Annotated in this window: 20 protein-coding genes; 11 read left to right on the top strand and 9 right to left on the bottom strand. The window is 72.8% G+C overall.

What is annotated here, in order from left to right:
* Positions 1 to 215 precede the first annotated feature (215 nt).
* Positions 216 to 1,067, top strand: a complete 852-nt coding sequence (locus tag AC1VWI_RS39825) for a formate/nitrite transporter family protein (protein ID WP_499515916.1) — start codon at positions 216 to 218, stop codon at positions 1,065 to 1,067.
* Between the two features lie 55 nt (positions 1,068 to 1,122).
* Here the strand turns inward: AC1VWI_RS39825 and AC1VWI_RS39820 are convergent, their stop codons facing one another.
* On the bottom strand, positions 1,123 to 2,049 hold the full coding sequence (locus AC1VWI_RS39820) for a pirin family protein (protein WP_499515915.1): 927 nt from the start codon (positions 2,047 to 2,049) through the stop codon (positions 1,123 to 1,125).
* Between the two features lie 125 nt (positions 2,050 to 2,174).
* Between AC1VWI_RS39820 and AC1VWI_RS39815 the strand changes: the two genes are divergently transcribed.
* Positions 2,175 to 2,663 carry a carboxymuconolactone decarboxylase family protein gene (locus AC1VWI_RS39815; RefSeq protein WP_499515914.1) on the top strand — a complete coding sequence of 163 codons (489 nt, stop codon included), beginning with the start codon at positions 2,175 to 2,177 and terminating at the stop codon, positions 2,661 to 2,663.
* 74 nt (positions 2,664 to 2,737) lie between these two features.
* Here the strand turns inward: AC1VWI_RS39815 and AC1VWI_RS39810 are convergent, their stop codons facing one another.
* The gene (locus tag AC1VWI_RS39810; RefSeq protein WP_499515913.1) at positions 2,738 to 3,760 is read right to left on the bottom strand and encodes an aldo/keto reductase; all 1,023 of its coding nucleotides are present in this window, start codon (positions 3,758 to 3,760) and stop codon (positions 2,738 to 2,740) included.
* Between the two features lie 175 nt (positions 3,761 to 3,935).
* On the opposite strand from AC1VWI_RS39810, the gene AC1VWI_RS39805 reads away from it, so the two are divergent.
* From AC1VWI_RS39805 to AC1VWI_RS39790, 4 genes are all read left to right on the top strand, one after another.
* Positions 3,936 to 4,562 carry a TetR/AcrR family transcriptional regulator gene (locus AC1VWI_RS39805; RefSeq protein WP_499515912.1) on the top strand — a complete coding sequence of 209 codons (627 nt, stop codon included), beginning with the start codon at positions 3,936 to 3,938 and terminating at the stop codon, positions 4,560 to 4,562.
* A 120-nt stretch (positions 4,563 to 4,682) separates the two neighbouring features.
* Positions 4,683 to 4,892 (top strand): DUF2180 family protein, encoded by a 210-nt coding sequence (locus AC1VWI_RS39800; protein WP_499515911.1) that lies wholly within the window; start codon positions 4,683 to 4,685, stop codon positions 4,890 to 4,892.
* Between the two features lie 72 nt (positions 4,893 to 4,964).
* Positions 4,965 to 5,402 (top strand): Fur family transcriptional regulator, encoded by a 438-nt coding sequence (locus AC1VWI_RS39795; RefSeq protein WP_499515910.1) that lies wholly within the window; start codon positions 4,965 to 4,967, stop codon positions 5,400 to 5,402.
* A 150-nt stretch (positions 5,403 to 5,552) separates the two neighbouring features.
* Positions 5,553 to 6,062, top strand: a complete 510-nt coding sequence (locus AC1VWI_RS39790) for a Dps family protein (RefSeq protein WP_499515909.1) — start codon at positions 5,553 to 5,555, stop codon at positions 6,060 to 6,062.
* Between the two features lie 60 nt (positions 6,063 to 6,122).
* Here AC1VWI_RS39790 and AC1VWI_RS39785 read toward each other — a convergent pair whose 3' ends face one another.
* Positions 6,123 to 6,881: a DeoR/GlpR family DNA-binding transcription regulator gene (locus AC1VWI_RS39785; RefSeq protein WP_499515908.1), complete on the bottom strand. Its 759-nt coding sequence runs from the start codon at positions 6,879 to 6,881 to the stop codon at positions 6,123 to 6,125.
* 99 nt (positions 6,882 to 6,980) lie between these two features.
* Here AC1VWI_RS39785 and AC1VWI_RS39780 point away from each other — a divergent pair, with 99 nt between their 5' ends.
* Together AC1VWI_RS39780 and AC1VWI_RS39775 are read left to right on the top strand one after the other, a co-directional pair.
* On the top strand, positions 6,981 to 8,141 hold the full coding sequence (locus tag AC1VWI_RS39780; RefSeq protein ID WP_499517026.1) for an MFS transporter: 1,161 nt from the start codon (positions 6,981 to 6,983) through the stop codon (positions 8,139 to 8,141).
* Positions 8,138 to 8,899, top strand: a complete 762-nt coding sequence (locus AC1VWI_RS39775; RefSeq protein ID WP_499515907.1) for an alpha/beta hydrolase — start codon at positions 8,138 to 8,140, stop codon at positions 8,897 to 8,899. Before AC1VWI_RS39780 ends, AC1VWI_RS39775 begins: the two co-directional genes overlap by 4 nt.
* Before the next feature lie 13 nt (positions 8,900 to 8,912).
* Here the strand turns inward: AC1VWI_RS39775 and AC1VWI_RS39770 are convergent, their stop codons facing one another.
* Positions 8,913 to 9,893 (bottom strand): D-cysteine desulfhydrase family protein, encoded by a 981-nt coding sequence (locus AC1VWI_RS39770; RefSeq protein WP_499515906.1) that lies wholly within the window; start codon positions 9,891 to 9,893, stop codon positions 8,913 to 8,915.
* A gap of 174 nt (positions 9,894 to 10,067) precedes the next feature.
* On the opposite strand from AC1VWI_RS39770, the gene AC1VWI_RS39765 reads away from it, so the two are divergent.
* Both AC1VWI_RS39765 and AC1VWI_RS39760 read left to right on the top strand, forming a co-directional pair.
* Positions 10,068 to 10,460: an SRPBCC family protein gene (locus AC1VWI_RS39765; protein ID WP_499515905.1), complete on the top strand. Its 393-nt coding sequence runs from the start codon at positions 10,068 to 10,070 to the stop codon at positions 10,458 to 10,460.
* A 254-nt stretch (positions 10,461 to 10,714) separates the two neighbouring features.
* The gene (locus tag AC1VWI_RS39760) at positions 10,715 to 11,554 is read left to right on the top strand and encodes a helix-turn-helix transcriptional regulator (RefSeq protein WP_499515904.1); all 840 of its coding nucleotides are present in this window, start codon (positions 10,715 to 10,717) and stop codon (positions 11,552 to 11,554) included.
* On the opposite strand, the gene AC1VWI_RS39755 is transcribed toward AC1VWI_RS39760, so the two are convergent.
* The 4 genes from AC1VWI_RS39755 to AC1VWI_RS39740 form a co-directional block, all read right to left on the bottom strand.
* On the bottom strand, positions 11,544 to 12,140 hold the full coding sequence (locus AC1VWI_RS39755) for a chloramphenicol phosphotransferase CPT family protein (RefSeq protein ID WP_499515903.1): 597 nt from the start codon (positions 12,138 to 12,140) through the stop codon (positions 11,544 to 11,546). The genes AC1VWI_RS39760 and AC1VWI_RS39755 overlap by 11 nt on opposite strands.
* Before the next feature lie 49 nt (positions 12,141 to 12,189).
* Positions 12,190 to 12,333, bottom strand: coding sequence for a hypothetical protein (locus tag AC1VWI_RS39750; RefSeq protein ID WP_499515902.1), 144 nt, complete (start codon positions 12,331 to 12,333; stop codon positions 12,190 to 12,192).
* A gap of 218 nt (positions 12,334 to 12,551) precedes the next feature.
* Positions 12,552 to 12,821 carry a hypothetical protein gene (locus AC1VWI_RS39745; RefSeq protein ID WP_499515901.1) on the bottom strand — a complete coding sequence of 90 codons (270 nt, stop codon included), beginning with the start codon at positions 12,819 to 12,821 and terminating at the stop codon, positions 12,552 to 12,554.
* Between the two features lie 148 nt (positions 12,822 to 12,969).
* Positions 12,970 to 13,584: a TetR/AcrR family transcriptional regulator gene (locus AC1VWI_RS39740; protein WP_499515900.1), complete on the bottom strand. Its 615-nt coding sequence runs from the start codon at positions 13,582 to 13,584 to the stop codon at positions 12,970 to 12,972.
* Positions 13,585 to 13,711: 127 nt separating this feature from the next.
* Here AC1VWI_RS39740 and AC1VWI_RS39735 point away from each other — a divergent pair, with 127 nt between their 5' ends.
* Entirely contained in the window at positions 13,712 to 14,272 is a 561-nt protein-coding gene (locus AC1VWI_RS39735) for an ester cyclase (protein ID WP_499515899.1), read from the top strand.
* Between the two features lie 15 nt (positions 14,273 to 14,287).
* Here AC1VWI_RS39735 and AC1VWI_RS39730 read toward each other — a convergent pair whose 3' ends face one another.
* Complete coding sequence (locus AC1VWI_RS39730) at positions 14,288 to 14,857, bottom strand: TetR/AcrR family transcriptional regulator (protein WP_499515898.1); 570 nt, start codon at positions 14,855 to 14,857, stop codon at positions 14,288 to 14,290.
* Between the last annotated feature and the right edge of the window lie 5 nt (positions 14,858 to 14,862).

The raw sequence follows: 14,862 nt of genomic DNA, 5'->3' as shown, positions 1-14,862 counted from the left end.
CGGCTTCTTTCTGCGGCTCCACCCGCCACGCAGCGCGACTTTACCCAAGGACGAATTCCCGTTGACCCGGCCTTGCATTGCATATTGCACGCCGATGGCATAGCGCGCCATTTCCCTTGTGACGTGCAACTCCTTTTCCTTCACGACGCCTCGACGGACCTAGCATCGGGAAAACCAGGACGGACATTCCGGTACATCAGTGAAGAGGTGACACCATGCCGATCCCCGTGTCCCAGGCCCTCGACGAGCAGGGGCGGACGGCCGCCGAGAAGGCCGCCGGCCTCCGCAGCCCGGGCCGCTACCTGGTCAGCTCCCTGCTGGCCGGGGCGTTCGTCGGGGTCGCGGCGGTGCTGCTGCTCACGGTCACCGGACCGCTGGCGGCCGCGGGGTCGCCGTCCACGAAACTCGTCCAGGGCCTGGTGTTCGGCGTGGCGCTCACCCTGGTGGTCTTCGCCGGCGCCGAACTCACCACCGGCAACATGATGACGACGGTCCAGGGCGTCGTCGTCCGCAGCATCAGCGGCGCCAACGCGGCCGCCCTGGTCGTCGGTTCGTTCCTGGGCAACCTCATCGGGTCCGCCCTGTTCGCGCTGCTGGTGCACGGCAGCGGCGTCATCACCGCGGGTGCCGCTCCCGGGCACACCGCGCCGGCCCTCGCCCTGCTCACCACCCTGCTCAAGACGAAGGCGGCGGAGTCCGGCGGGGCGCTGTTCTTCCGCGGTGTGCTCTGCAACTTCCTGGTGTGCCTGGGCGTGTGGATGGCCGCGCGGACCCGGTCGGACGGCGCCAAGATCGCGCTGATCTTCTGGGCCCTGCTGGCGTTCGTCGGCTCCGGCTTCGAGCACGTCGTGGCCAACATGACGTACTACTCGCTCGGGATGCTGGAGCACGTTCCGGACGCCACGGCCGCCGGCTTCGCGCGCAACCTGCTGCTGGTGGGCCTCGGCAACCTCGTCGGCGGCGGACTGCTGGTGGGCGCGGCGTACGCGTTCGTGGGCCGCGGCAGGCCGGGGAGGCCCGCCGGCGGACCCGCCCCCGTCGAGGCTCCGGAGTCGGTCCCGGTCTGAGCGACGCGGACCGGTCCGGCGGCGGACCCGGGTGGCCGCCGCCGGACCGCACCGGTCAGTGCGTGTTCCCCCGCGGCTTCAGGGGCACCCGCGGCAGTTCGGGCGCGGGCAGCGCGTCGCCGTCGTAGCCCTTGACCTCACCGAACCGGGTACCCGTCATCCAGTCGGAGCGGGCCTGTTCGATGTCCTCCTGCGTGCGGCCGATGAAGTTCCACCACATGATGATCCGCTCGCCGAGGGGAGGTCCCCCGAGCAGCACCGCCCGGGCGGGCACGTCGGCGTGGTTGGTCAGGGTCAGGGTGTCGCCGCCGGGGGCCAGGTAGCCGAGTTCGGCCGGGCTCAGCCGGGTGCCGGCCATCTCCACGTCGCCGGCGTCGACGAGCAGGCCGTGCTCGTGGGCCGGGTCGATCGCCAGGGTGACGGTCGCACCGGGATCGAGCGCGAGTTCGGCGCCGAGCAGCGGGGTGAAGGTCGGCACCGGCGAGGTGTCGCCGGCCAGGGACCCCAGGAACACCCGTGCCACGCCGCCGCCGAGCGCCACGGGCTCCGGGACGTAGTGCTGGAAGGCGGGGGCGGTGTCACGGTGCCGCTCGGGGAGCACGACCCACAGCTGGACGCCGTGCAGCACCGTGGTGCGCTCGGTGGAGACCTCCGAGTGGCTGATGCCGTGGCCGCCGGTCATGAGGTTGAGTTCGCCGGGCCGTACGTAGGCGTGCGTCCCGAGGCTGTCGCGGTGCTCGATCTCGCCGCTGAAGAGCCAGCTCACGGTCTGCAGCCCGGTGTGCGGGTGGGGCGCGACGTCCATGCCTCCGGTGTCGGAGACGTCGTCCGGCCCGTAGTGGTCGGCGAAGCACCAGGCGCCGATGAGCGAGCGGTCCCGCTGCGGCAGGGTGCGCCGCACCGTCATCGCGCGGGGTCCGCCGAGCGGGACGTCGCGGGCGGACAGGATCTCCACGGTGCCCTCGGGCTGGGTCCCGCTCATGTCGCGCTTCTCACACAACGACTGCTTCGAATTTCAACAATCATGGAGTTGATGATACGGCGATGCCCCCGAAGGACGACGGCGCATCCCACAGCGGCCGGAGACGGCCCGGCGAAGGAGTACTGGTGAGCGACACCACGGCGGTTCGGCAGGGCAGGCGGATCTTCATCGACAAGCAGAGCCCTCGGGCCTACAAGGCGATGCTGGCGGCCGCCGAGACCGTACGTGCCGTGGCCACCGAGGCCGGGCTCGAACACGACCTCGTGGAGCTGGTGAACATCCGCGTGTCGCAGCTGAACGGCTGCGCCTTCTGCCTGGACCGGCACACCAGGACCGCCCTCAGCGCGGGCGAGACCCCGCAGCGGCTGACCGTGCTGCCGGCCTGGCGCGACACCGAGCTGTTCACCGCGCGCGAGCGCGCCGCGCTCGCGGTGGCCGAGGTGACCACGGACCCCACCGACGCCACCGCCCAGGAAGAGGCCTACCAGGCCGCGCGCGAGGTGTTCGGCGACGACGAGCTCTCGGCCCTGATCTGGGTGGCGATCACCATCAACTCCTTCAACCGGGTCTCCATCCTGAGCAAGCACCCGGTCCGCCCCGGCCCGCGCCGGTGAGCCACGACCGTACGCGAAGGGGCGCGGCCCGCCGTTCGTGACGGCCGGGCCGCGCCCTTCCCGTTACGGCGGGGTCAGCCGTCCAGGTCCCGCTTGGCCCCCGGGCCGGAGTGCACCCGCTCGATGTACTCCGGGGCGAGCCGGCTGACCTCGTCGAGCGCGGCGAGGTCGTCCTCGGTGAGCGTGAGCCCGGCCGCGGCGAGGTTGCCCTGCAGCTGGTCCATGCGGCTCGCGCCGACCAGCACGCTGCTGACCCCGGGCTGCTGCATCACCCAGGCGAGGGCCACCTGCGCGACCGTCGCGCCGTGCCGCGCGGCGATCTCGTCGAGGCGGTCGACCACGTCGTATCCGCGTGCCTCGTCGACCGGCGGGTTCGAGCCCTTGCCCCAGCGCGTCGAGCGGTCGCGCTCCGCTCCCCGGCGGAACCTGCCGCTCAGGAAACCGCCCGCGAGGGGGCTGTAGACCAGCAGGCCGAGCCCCTGGTCGCGCACGGCGGGGAGGATCTCGCGCTCGATGTCGCGGCCGACGAGGGAGTAGTAGGCCTGCAGGGAGGCGAAGCGCTCCAGGTCGTGCAGGGCCGAGACGCCCAGCGCCTTCATCAGCTGCCACGCCGCGAGGTTGGAGGCGCCGATGTAGCGCACCTTGCCCTGGCGGACCGCGTCGTCGAGCGTGCGGAGGGTCTCCTCCAGCGGCGTCAGCGGGTCGAAGCTGTGGATCTGGTAGAGGTCGATCCGGTCCGTGCCCAGCCGCCGCAGGCTGTCCTCCAGCTGGCGCATGACGTGCAGGCGCGACAGGCCCATGTCGTTGGGGCCGGCGCCCATCCGGCCGTAGACCTTGGTGGCGAGGACGACGTCGTCGCGCCGCCCGCCGAGTATCCGGCCGAGCACCTCCTCCGACTCCCCGTCGGAGTAGATGTTCGCGGTGTCGATCAGGTTCACGCCGGCGTCGAGCGCGGCGTCCAGCATCTTGCCGGACTCGGTGTCGCCGAGGCCCCCGAGCACCTTCCAGAAGTCGTGGTCGCCTCCGCCGAAGGACATGGTGCCCAGGCCGAGCCGGGACACCAGGAGGCCGGTGTTGCCAAGTCGCGTGTAGCGCATGTCGTCGTCTGCCTTGCCTTTGCGTGTCACTGCCTCGCGGACGGGACAGCGGTGCACCGTTCACGGGGCACATCGGACAGTATGCACGACACTCTGTCGGACATAGTGTCCGAGACAGTACGGTGACCTATGGGACGGAGAGAATGGGCGTCCGGTCAACCAGGGAGCAGTACACATGGCATCGATCACCCGCCCGACCCGCCAGACCAGGCGCCGCGCGGACTCCGAGGCGGCGGTCCTCGCCGCCACCGAGCGGCTCCTCCAGGGCGGCGCCACCTTCACCGAGCTCGGCGTCCAGCGGATCGCCGCGGAGGCGGGCGTGGCGCGGTCGACCTTCTACCTGTGCTTCCGGGACAAGACCGACCTGCTCATCCGGCTGACCGCCCACATGAAGGAGGAGCTGTTCCGGATCGGCGGCGACTGGCGTCCGACCGGGCCGGACGGCGGCCCCGACGGCCTGGCGGCGATCTACGTGGAGCAGCTGCGCTACTACCGCGAGCGCGGGCCCCTGCTCGCCGCCATCGCCGAAGTGGCCGCCTACGACGCCGAGATGCGCGAGGCCAGGGCACGGGAGATCGACCGGTTCACCCGGCACATGACCCGGCTGATCGAGGAGGAGCAGCAGGCCGGCCGCCTCCACCGGGGGGTGGACGCGGCGGCCGCGGCGCACGTGCTGGCCTGGGGCGGTGAGCAGGTCATCGCACGTCAGGTGGCGACCGGCGACCCGGCCCGGGACGAGGCCGTGGCCCGCGACCTGGCCGGGTCGCAGTGGTACGGCACCTACCGCCGCCCGGAGGCCTGAGTCCTTCCGTATGGCGGAACGCGTACGGCCCGAGATTTGACTCGGTCAATTCTGGCCCTTACGTTCGAGGGGCGGGCGACGAGAACCGCACCCCTCCCCCACCCCACGGAGCGAACCCGCGTGAAGTGCTACGACTGCGTCCAGGAAGCGCGCCACGACAGCGAAGGCATCGGCGTCTGCACCCGTTGCGGGCTGTTCACCTGCGCGGACCACTCCCGCGTCGTCCGCCTCCCCGTCCACCAGCCCCGGGGGCTCGGCCGGGCGACCAGCCGCCTGCCCGCGCGCCGCGTCGTCTGCTCCACCTGCCACACGGCCGAGACCGCCGAGTGAGCACGGCCATGGCGGCACGTGCACTAAAATTGACTTTGTCAAATCTCGTGCGCGAAGGAGCGTGACGCCGCCATGGAGCAGTCAGTGGGCGACCTGCTCAAGAGCAAGGGGCTGCGCAGTACGGCACAGCGCCGCGCCCTCCTCAGCGCTTTGCAGGGCCACCCCCACTCCACCGCCTCCGAGCTCGAGGCGAGGATCGGCGTCGGCTCCCCGGGCGCGGGCGGACTGTCCAAGCAGGGCCTCTACAACGTGCTCGACGACCTCACCAGGGTGCAGTTGATCCGCTGCATCGAGCCCGCCGGTTCCGCCGCACGCTACGAGCTGCGCGTCGGCGACAACCACCACCACCTGGTCTGCCGCAGCTGCGGACGTGTCGAGGACGTCGACTGCACCGTCGGCGCGGCCCCCTGCCTGGACCCCCTGGAGGACAAGGGCTTCGTCATCGACGAGGCCGAGATCACCTGGTGGGGACTGTGCGCCGACTGCCAGAAGGCCGCCACCGGCGCCTAGATTTGACCGGGTCCAATCTAGGCGTAGTGTGGGAAGCGCACCAGGACGAAGGCCGCCACCGGCCCCGTCACACCCCTCCCACCTCGCCGGCCGGACGCGGACCTCGCGGCACGCACCGCACACCGCCCGCCCATGGGAACGGAGTCCATCGTGACCACGACCCTGCACGCCTCCCCCACCAACCGGCGCCGCGCTTTCGACGCCGCCCCGTTCACCGCCTCTGCACCGCTGGCCGCCACCCTCCAGGACGTCCTCGTCGACCTGCTGGAACTGCACGCACAGACCAAGCAGGCGCACTGGAACGTCGTCGGCCGCGGCTTCCGCAGCCTGCACCTGGAACTGGACGAGATCGCCGCGACCGCCCGTGAAGCGGCGGACGAGATCGCCGAGCGGATGCGCGCCGTCGGCGCCACCCCCGACGGCAGGAGCGACACCGTGGCACGGACCACGACGCTCCCCGAGTTCCCCGCGGGCCGTATCGAGGACACCCGCGCCGCGGCCCTCGTCCTCGGCCGCCTCAACACCGTCGGATGCGTGCTGCGCGCGGCGTCCAGCGCCACGGGCGGCGAGGACCCGGCCACGGGGGACCTGGTCAACACCACGCTGCAGTCCGTCGAGAAGCACGCCTGGATGCTGCGCGACCGCCTCGCCCACGGCTGACCTTCCGTCACATTCCGTACGGTCGGGACACCTTGACGACGTCGGACGACGGACGCGTGGTCACACCTGCCGGACCATGACACCCGCCGCGGTCAGTGCGCCGACCGCGTCCTGCGGCGCGGAGTCGTCCGTGACGACGGCGTGCAACGCGCCGGCCGGGGCGACGAAGGCGAGGGCGGTGCGGGAGAGTTTGACCCCCTCCGTCACCGCGATGACGCGGCGGGCGGAGCCGATGGCGGCCCGCTTCACGGCAGCGTCGTCCAGGTCGTAGGCCGTGAGGCCGTTGGCGGCGTTCAGACCGCAGCAGCCGATCACCGCGGTGTCGAAGCGCAGCGCGGCCAGCGACGCCTCGGTCAGCGGGCCGGTGAGCGCCAGTTCGCCGGGCCGCGGCCGGCCGCCCGGGACGAGCAGGGTCAGATGCGGGGCGCCGGTCAGGGCGTTCACCGAGTGCAGGGACAAGGGCATCACCGTCAGCCGGCGCCCTTCGAGCGCCCGGGCCACCTCCAGGCAGGTCGTACCGCTGTCCAGGACGACGGCCTCGCCGTCGGCGATCAGCCCGGCGACCTCGGCGGCGATGCGCCGCTTGCCCTCCTGCCCCTCCTGGGACCGGAGCCCGAAGGGCGGTTCCTCACCGCGCAGCAGCAGGCTCCGCGCGCCGCCCCGGTAGCGCTCCAGGACACCCTGGGCGGCCAGCACCTCCAGGTCGCGGCGGACGGTCATCTCCGAGGCGCCGGTGAGGGCGGCCAGTTCGGCGACGCCGACGCGGCCCGCCTCCTGCACGGCCTCGGTGATCTGCCTGAGTCGGTCGGTACCAGCCATGACCGCATTGAACAGCAGTAATGTTCAAAAGGCAAGGTTTCGAAAGCAATCGATGTTCGCTATGTTCGAAGTGTGAACACAGCACCTCGGGCCGCCCGGATGGCCACCTTCGCCTACTTCGTGCTGAACGGCTTCGTGCTGGGAATGTGGATCGTGCACATCCCGGAGATCGAGCACCGCACGGGGATCGGCCATGCCACGCTCGGCTGGCTCCTGCTGCTGCTCGGCGCGGGGGCCTTCGCGGGCATGCAGATCGTCGGCCCGCTCACCGACCGCCTCGGTGCCCGTACGGTCGTGCCCGTCAGCGCGGCGCTGTGCAGCGCCACCGTCGTCCTGCCGGGCCTGGCCGGCGACGCCTGGACCCTGGGGGCCGCCCTCCTGCTGCTCGGCATCGGCAACGGCAGCCTGGACGTCAGCATGAACGCCCACGCCGTCCAGGTCGAGCACGGCTACGGACGGCCCGTCATGTCGGCCTTCCACGCCACCTTCTCCATCGGCGGCGTCCTGGCCGCGCTCGCGGGCGCGCGGACGCTCAGCAGCGGCTGGAGCCCGGCGTGGACGCTCGGGGTCGTCGCGGCGCTGGGCGTCGTCGTCGCGGTCGCGGCGGCACCCGCCCTGCTGCGGCCCGCAACCCGCGCCCCCGATACGGGAGATGCGAAGGCTCAGGTCCACCGGCGGACGCCACGGCGCATCTGGGCACTCGCCGTACTCGCTTTGATGATCATGATGTGCGAAGGGGTGGCCAACGACTGGAGCACGCTCCACCTGAGCACCGTGCTGGACGCGCCGGCCGCCACCGCCGCCCTCGCCTACGGGGCCTTCTCCACCGCCATGACGGCCGGCCGGTTCGTCGTGGACCGCGTGGCGACGCGGCTCGGTCCCCTGGCCGTCCTGCGGGGCGGCGCCACGGTGGCCGCGGCCGGGCTCCTCACGGCGGCCCTCTCCCCCTGGGTGCCCCTGGCGGTGGCCGGCTGGGCCGTGTTCGGCGCCGGACTGTCCGGCTGCGTGCCCCAGTTGTTCAGCGCGGCGGGCCACGCCGACCCCGCCGCCGCCGGCGCCAACGTCTCCCGCGTCGCCGGGCTCGGCTACCTCGGCATGCTCGCCGGCCCGGCGGTCATCGGGCCGCTGACCCATCTGATGCCGCTCAACATCACCTTCCTGCTGCCCGTGGCATGCTGTGCCGTCGCGGCCGCGGCGGCCGGCATCCTGCGGCCGCCCGCGCGCACCGCACCGGCGCACCAGGAGGTCTCGACGGCATGACCGGCACCGAACGCACCGGCGGGAAGCCCGCCACGATCGAGTCGTTCACCGTGGACTGCGACGGGGAGACCCTCGGTTGCACGGCGGCGCGCCCGGTCACGGACGACACGGGAGCGGCCGGGGCGCTGACGGCCGTTGTCCTGCACGGCGCGGGAACCAGCGACAGGCAGCGGCTCACCGGCCTGCTGGGCGACGTCGCCGCCCGTGGTCACCACGCCCTCGCCTTCGACTTCTCGGGGCACGGCGACAGCACCGGCCTGCTCGCGGACTCCAGCCTGAGGCGGCGGTTCCTCCAGGCCCGGGCCGTCATCGACGGACATGTCCCGGCCCGGCACCGCCTGGCCGTGATCGGCTTCAGCATGAGCGGGCAGACCGTCGCCGACCTGGCGCGGCACTACGGCGCACGGGTGGCGTCCGTCGGCCTGTGCGCCCCTGCCGTGTACGCGCCCGACGCGTGGACCGTGCCCTTCGGGGCGGGCTTCACCGAGATCATCCGGACGCCGGAGAGCTGGCGGAACTCGCCCGCCCTCGACGTCTTCCGCTCCCTCTCCGGCCGGGCGGTCCTGGCGACCCCGGCCGCCGACGCGGTGATCCCGCCCGCCGTCACCGAGGCCGTCGCCACCGCGCTCGGGGGCTCCCGCGCGCGCTTCACCCGGCTCACCTACCCGGACGCGGAGCACCGCCTCGCCCTGTGGTTCACCGGCAACCCGGAGCCGCGCGGCCGCTTCGTCGACGCCGTCCTGCGCGACGGGGCGTGAACGTCCGGGCCCGTCAGCCCCGTTCGTACGCCCGCAGTGCGGCGACCGAGCGGCGTACGGCCTCGGCGTGCCCGAACAGCCCGGGCAGGCCGCCGGTGTGCAGGAAGACGGTGCGCCGGCCGCGGCGGATGTCGCCGTCGCGTACCGCCGCGGCCAGACCGGCCATGGCTCGGCCGGTGTAGGTGGGGTCCAGGGCGATGCCCTCGGTGGCCGCCGCCGTACGCATCGCCTCCAGGACCGGTTCGTGGAGCGTCGCGTAGCCGGCGCCGACCTGGTCGGTGCGAATGCGCAGCGAGTCCGGGGCGACGGCACGGTGGGCGACCGCCCCCACCAGGTCCGCCACGATGGCGGCGGGTCCGGTCACGGCGCCGCAGTGGACGCCCAGGACCCGTTCCTCACCCAGTGCGGCGACGAGACCGGCCATGGTGCCGCCGGAGCCGAGGGCCACCACCACATGGGCGACGTCGGGCAGTTGGGCGTGGAGCTCCTCACCGGCCTCGACGTAGCCGCGGGCACCGCTCGGGCTGGAACCGCCGAAGGGGATGAGGTGGGGCAGCGCGCCCTCGCGGCGCAGTTGTCCGCACACCTCCTCGGCGACGCCCGCGAGACCGGCGGGCTCGGCGTCGCCGGCCCAGACGACCCTGGCACCGAAGAGGCCGTCCAGGACGAGGTTGCCGGTGCCGGACCCGGCTTCGGGTTCCTCGCCGGGGAAGACGAGGACGACGTCGAGCCCGAGGCGCGCGCCGGCCGCGGCGGTGAGGCGGGCGTGGTTGCTCTGCGCCGCGCCGACCGTCACCAGGGTGTCCGCGCCCGCGTCGAGTGCCTCGCCGACCGTCCACTCCAGCTTGCGGACCTTGTTGCCGCCGCCGCCCAGCCCGGTGAGGTCGTCCCGCTTGATCCACAGGTCGTCCGCGCCCAGGCCGAGGGCGGTGGCCAGGCGCGGCATGGGCTCGACGGGCGTGGGCCAGGTGGACAGCGTGATCTTGCCGGGCATCGGCTGCGCTCCAGGGTCTGACGGCGGCGGTGACCGGCGTTCCGGATGCCGGTGGAGTCCATTGTGGGCGCTGCCGGGCGGCCCACCCCTCCGGAAGGGCGGACGGGGGCCCGGTGGCTGCCTCCGCGCGGCGAAGGGACACTTGGAGTCTCCCCCTGAGGAGGTGGGATCGCCGTGAGCGAGTTCGAGCGCTCCATGAACATGACGGCCTCCGCGGACCGCGTCTTCGACCGGGCGCAGGACCTCGGCCGCATCGAGTCCTGGCTCCCCGACGAGCTGCACGTCCGCGCCGCCGAACCGCCCGCCGTCACCGTGCACGACGACGACACCGGACGGGACGCGGCCGCGCTCTTCCGGGCCGACCGCGCGCACAAACGGCTGGAGTGGGGTACCAGCGAGGACGACCGCTACGCGGGCTGGCTGCAGGTGGACCGGACCGACGAGCGGACCAGCGAGGTGACCATCCACCTGTCGTTCTTCGACGAGAGCATCGCGCCGCCGGAGGACGTCGTGGACCAGGCCTTGGACGACAGCCTGCACCGTCTGTCGCGCATGGCCACCGCCTGAGTCCGGCGGCGCGTCCGGGCGCCGGGGCCAACTGTCGGCGCCGGCCGCACCGCCGGTGCGAGAGGACGGCTCCCGGGATGACGCACGTCCCAGCGGACCCGGACTCCGTCCCCTCGTGCCTCCCAACGTAAATCTCAGTTTGGACTGAGTCAAATGTCGGCGGTCGCCCCGGACCGGCCCCGTGCCACCCTCGCCGGACTTCCTGGGACTGCGGGTACCAGGCAGCCACGCGGCCCGCGCAGCACACTGGGGACATGGCGGCGACGGAATTCGGCAGAGCGGTGCGGAGGTGGCGGGAGCGGGTGGCCCCCGAGGCCGCCGGGCTGCCGGTCGGCGGGCACCGGCGTGCCCCGGGACTGCGCCGGGAGGAACTGGCGCAGCTGGCGGGGATCTCCGTCGACTACGTCACCCGGCTCGAACAGGGCCGGGCCTCCCATCCGTCGGCGCAGGTCGTGGAGGCCCTGGCCAGGGCGCTGCGGCTGTCCCCGGACGAGCGCGGGCACCTGTTCCAGCTGGCCGGCCTGGCGCCCCCCGGGCCGGACACCGTCCCCGCCTACATCACGCCCAGCGTCCAGCGTCTGCTCGACCGGCTGACCGGCACCCCGGTCGCCGTCTACGACGCGTCCTGGACGCTGCTGGTGGCCAATCCCCCGTACGCGGCGCTCATGGGAGATCCGTCCGGGTGGCGAGGCAACCAGCGCAACGGGGTCTGGAACCACTTCGTCGGCGGGGGCGAGCGGATCCGGCGCACCCCGGAGTACCTGGCCGCCTTCGAGTCGGCACTCGTCGCCGACCTCCGCGCGGCCGCCGACCGCTACCCGGCCGACCCGCAGGTGCGCCGGCTCGTCGCGGACCTCCGCGCGAACAGCGAGCGGTTCGCCGGGCTGTGGGACGCCGGCGCGGTCGGCCGGCACGAGGCGGCCCGAAAGACGCTCGACCACCCGCGCGTGGGCCCGCTGACCCTCGACTGCGACGTGCTCACCGTGACGGGCAGCGACCTGCGCATCATGGTCTACACCGCAGAACCCGGCACCGAGGACGCCGACCGCCTGGCGCTGCTCACCGTGCTCGGCACCCAGGAACTCACCGGGTGACGGCCGCCAGTCGCTCGAACGCGGTCGGGAACGGCCTGCGGGGCAGGAAGTCACGGATGCGGCGGGCACACTCCGCCGCGGAGGTCTCGGTCGTGTCGCACTCGACGTCGTAGAGGCCGTGGGCGTGGACGAGTCCGGACTGACGGGCCGCCAGGCCTTCGGGGCGGTCCCCGCGCTCGCGCTCGCGCCGCCGGAGTTCCCCGGGCGAGCAGTGCACCCCCACCAGGACGACGTCCCTCGGGGGGAACAGCCCGAGGCAGTCCCGCAGGCGCCAGGGCTCGCTGAGGACGTGGTCGACCACCACGTTGTTGCCCCCGGCAGCCATGCCGGCGACCGCGCGGTGGAATCCCCGCCAGGTGCGCCGCAGAACGCCCGGCAATTCCTCCGGGCCCACCTCGCGACGGGACCGCATGGCGTGGAACGCGTCCACCGGCATGTGGAAGTAGGTGCCGTCCAGGGTGAGCAGCAGTTCCCTGGCGATGCTCGACTTCCCGGAACTGGACGTCCCGTTGAGGAAGACGATGAGGCCGCCTGGCCCGGCTTCGGTGGCTGCGCCGGTATCGGTGGTCGCGTCGGCTTCGGGCAAGGTGCCTCCTCCGCCGCCGGACCGCCGGGGGCCGTGGTGGGCGGTCGCCCTACGGCGCTTGCGTGCCAGGCGCGTTGGGGCCTGCCGACGGCTGGGTGGGGGGAGGACCCACGATCCGGTCCTCCACTGCGGACAGGACGAGCATCAGCCCGAGCAGGAACACCGGCAGCCCGAGCACCAATGCGGCGATCATCGCAGATCCTCCTCGCACGGCAGGGACGTTCGCCTGCGGCGGGCAGGGGCGTCGGACGGGTGGCGGCGGTCGTGGACACGGTGGGACACGGGCGACATGGGCACCTCCGCTGTGGCGTCGGATGCCCGCCTTCCCCGCTTCGGGCGTTGTATGGGGGCGCCCGGGAAGCCGGCGCTCCCGCGTCCCGGTTCCGGTCCCGGGCGCCGCGCCCCGTCGGGTCAGTAGCGGAAGGCGTCGGGACCGTCGAGCCGCCCGAACCGCCGCGGGTGCGGGATCTGCTCCGGCCGCTGGGCCCACCGGGCACGGCGGCGCCGGGCGCCTCCGTGCTCGCCCCAGTAGAGGACCGCGACGACACCGGCCGTCGCGCACAGCAACGCGCCGACGACGACGCTGTAGACCGTGCCCGTCGAGAACACCCCGACCACGGTGCCCAGCACGACTCCCAGCATTCCCGCACCGAAAACGAGCCTGCGAATCTTCAAATCCATGAAGAATCACTCCCTTTCGCCAGAACGCATTCCCCGGTGAACGCCCGTCAATCCACGGATCGCCTTAACGAGTGACACCCGGCCCGGGTTTGTGACGCATCATCATGCCCTTTCCCCCGCATTCCTCCACGATCGGGGAGCCGCGGTTTCACACGAGGGCGTCCATCGCCGTGCGGTATAGGACCTCCTCGGCCCGGTCCCACGACCAGCCGTTCTCCACCACGAGCGTGCGCCAGCCGGTCGGGCCGAACCAGAACCAGAGCAGGTCGGCGGTCTCCTCCGGCGAGTAGCGCGCGGCGGATCCGCTCACCGCCAGGAAATGCCGGGCGACCGCGCGCAGCGCCTCCCGGTAGTCCGCCGTCGCCCTTTCCCACAACGCCTCGCCGTTCTCGTGCACGGGCAACGCCTTCTGAATCGCCTCGTGCGCCTTGAACTGGCTCTCGTTGCCCGCCCGGGTGCCGCCGGCGAGCGCCCGCAGGACACCCTCGGGCGTCCGTACGGCCAGGATGCGCGCGACCGCCCCCTCGTAACCGGACCCCACGACGGCCTTGTCGACGATCCGGTCCAGGATGTCCGATTTGCTGCCGACGCTCGCGAAGACCGTCTTCGACGCGACCCCGGCCGCCGCCGCGATGTCCGCGACGGTCACCCGCCCGTAGCCGCGTTCGGCGAAGAGCTGCTCCGCCTGTTCGAGGATCACCGCACGCGTCCGCGCCGCGGCCTGTTCACGGAGCGGGGAGACGTAAGCGCGCTTGGTGACCATGACGTCATCCTACTATCGGTGCCGCTTTGACCTATCCAATCGGTCCTCTATAACCTCAATATCGGATGCGTGGCTCGCGCATCCGGTGAGACCGGCCCGCAGGACGGGCGGGCGAAAGGTGGGAACGATGGCGATGGACGCCAAGGACCTGGCCGAAGGGCTCTTCCGGATCCTGGAGACGGGCGACGCGGCGCTGGCCGCCGAGGTCGTGGGCGCCGACAACCACAACCGGGAGGCGGCCGTCTCGCCCGCGGCCTGTTCGATACCCGGCCCGGCGGGGACGCTGGCCTCTGGCGCATGGCTCCGCTCGGCCTTCAGCGAGCTGCGCTTCCCGGTGCTGGGCATCGCCCGCAACGACGATCAGGTCTGGATCCGGCTGCGCATGCAGGGACGGCACACCGGTCCGTTCGTGCGCTTCCGGGACGGCGTCCTCGACCAGGCGATCCCTCCCACGGGGCGCGAGGTCGACTTCGAGCAGGTGCACCTGCTCGACCTCCGCGGCGGCAAGGTCGTCCGGCACGAGGCGCTGCGCGACGACGTCACGATGCTGGGCCAGCTCGGCATCTTCCCCCCGTCGCCGGGCGTGGCGCTGCGCATGGTCGCCTGGAAGGTCTCCGGACGCGCCAAGCGGGCCGCCGACGAGGTCACGAAGCTCGCGGCCGAGGCGGCCGGGCAGGCGCGCGCGTAGCCCGGCGGGCCCGGCTCAGCGGGCGCCCGAGGCGCCCCGTGCCAGCAGGAGCAGCGCGTCGACCAGGCTCTCGGCCGAGCTGCCGGTGGCCAGGCGGCGCAGCTGCATCCCGAACACCAGGGCCACGACCGTCGAGGCGGCCTCCTCGGCGTCCGGCACGCCGAGGGCGGTCAGCACGGACGCGGCGAGCCGGTCGTAGGCGGCGAAGCACTCGGCCGCGGCCTCCCGCAGTGCGGGGTCGCGGCCGGCCTGGACGTACAGCTCGAAGGGCGCGAGGTGGGTGCTGTCGAAGCCCGTCCCCTCGGCGACCTGCCCGACCAGCGCGGCGGCGCCCTTGAGGTCGATGCCCTCCTCCTGCCCCCGGGCGGCCAGTTCGGTGAAGCGGCCGGTCTCCTCCTCCACGAAGTGCAGCAGGCTCTCCCGCAGCAGGTCGTGCTGCGTGGCGAAGTGGTAGGTCACCGAGCCGAGGGACACCCCGGCCTCCTGGGCGATGCGCCGGTTGGTGACCGCGGCGACACCGTCCTGACCGATGATCCGCAGGACGGCGCTGATGATGTTCTGGCGGGTGCCGGCGGGGTTGGGCATGCCTG

This window comes from Streptomyces sp. TOM-9 (assembly GCF_056858595.1).
The sequence above is the reverse complement of the archived record's forward strand: the minus strand, read 5'-3'. Positions and strand labels throughout refer to the sequence as shown.